Origin of the sequence: Rubrivivax rivuli (genome assembly GCF_004016505.1) — a bacterium.
GTDB lineage: Bacteria > Pseudomonadota > Gammaproteobacteria > Burkholderiales > Burkholderiaceae_C > Rubrivivax > Rubrivivax rivuli.
In genome coordinates this window covers 1-1071 of the sequence record NZ_SACR01000012.1, presented here as the reverse complement: position 1 = coordinate 1071, position 1071 = coordinate 1, and the positions used below count along the sequence as shown (strand labels likewise).

General features: G+C 54.0%; 1 rRNA gene. It reads left to right on the top strand.

What is annotated here, in order from left to right:
- Window positions 1–364: 364 nt before the first annotated feature.
- Window positions 365–1071: ribosomal RNA gene (locus EOE66_RS21605) — 16S ribosomal RNA — on the top strand; the annotation flags it as partial.

Below are 1071 nucleotides of genomic sequence, written 5' to 3'. Positions count from 1 at the left end.
CGGTGAAGGCGGGCTGAAGAGGCTTGACGGTGCTGAAAAAAGCGTGTCATAATCTTTGGCTCTGCTGACGAAGTTTGGTGCTGCGGTTCGGATGGATTGCAAGCAAAGCGAATCAGCAAAAAAGCAGCCAAGCGCTTGACACGGTTTTCAAAAACAAGTCATAATGCAAGGCTTCGCTGATTGAACGTCAGCGGCGCGATGCGAAAGCGGAGCGACTGTTCTTTAACAACATACAGCCGATAAGCGTGGGCGTTTGAGGCGAGTGCCAGATGTGGTGGCGACACTGCATCAGGTCTCTATGACCTTAAACGCTCATGGAAATGAAGTGAAGTTCACTTCGATTCCAATGAGTAGATTCAAGATCGAACTGAAGAGTTTGATCCTGGCTCAGATTGAACGCTGGCGGCATGCCTTACACATGCAAGTCGAACGGTAACGCGGGGCAACCTGGCGACGAGTGGCGAACGGGTGAGTAATATATCGGAACGTGCCCAGTAGTGGGGGATAGCCCGGCGAAAGCCGGATTAATACCGCATACGACCTAAGGGTGAAAGCGGGGGATCGCAAGACCTCGCGCTATTGGAGCGGCCGATATCAGATTAGGTAGTTGGTGGGGTAAAGGCCTACCAAGCCTGCGATCTGTAGCTGGTCTGAGAGGACGACCAGCCACACTGGGACTGAGACACGGCCCAGACTCCTACGGGAGGCAGCAGTGGGGAATTTTGGACAATGGGCGCAAGCCTGATCCAGCCATGCCGCGTGCGGGAAGAAGGCCTTCGGGTTGTAAACCGCTTTTGTCAGGGAAGAAACGCTCTGGGCTAATACCCTGGGGTAATGACGGTACCTGAAGAATAAGCACCGGCTAACTACGTGCCAGCAGCCGCGGTAATACGTAGGGTGCGAGCGTTAATCGGAATTACTGGGCGTAAAGCGTGCGCAGGCGGTCTTGCAAGACAGATGTGAAATCCCCGGGCTCAACCTGGGAACTGCATTTGTGACTGCAAGGCTAGAGTACGGCAGAGGGGGATGGAATTCCGCGTGTAGCAGTGAAATGCGTAGATATGCGGAGGA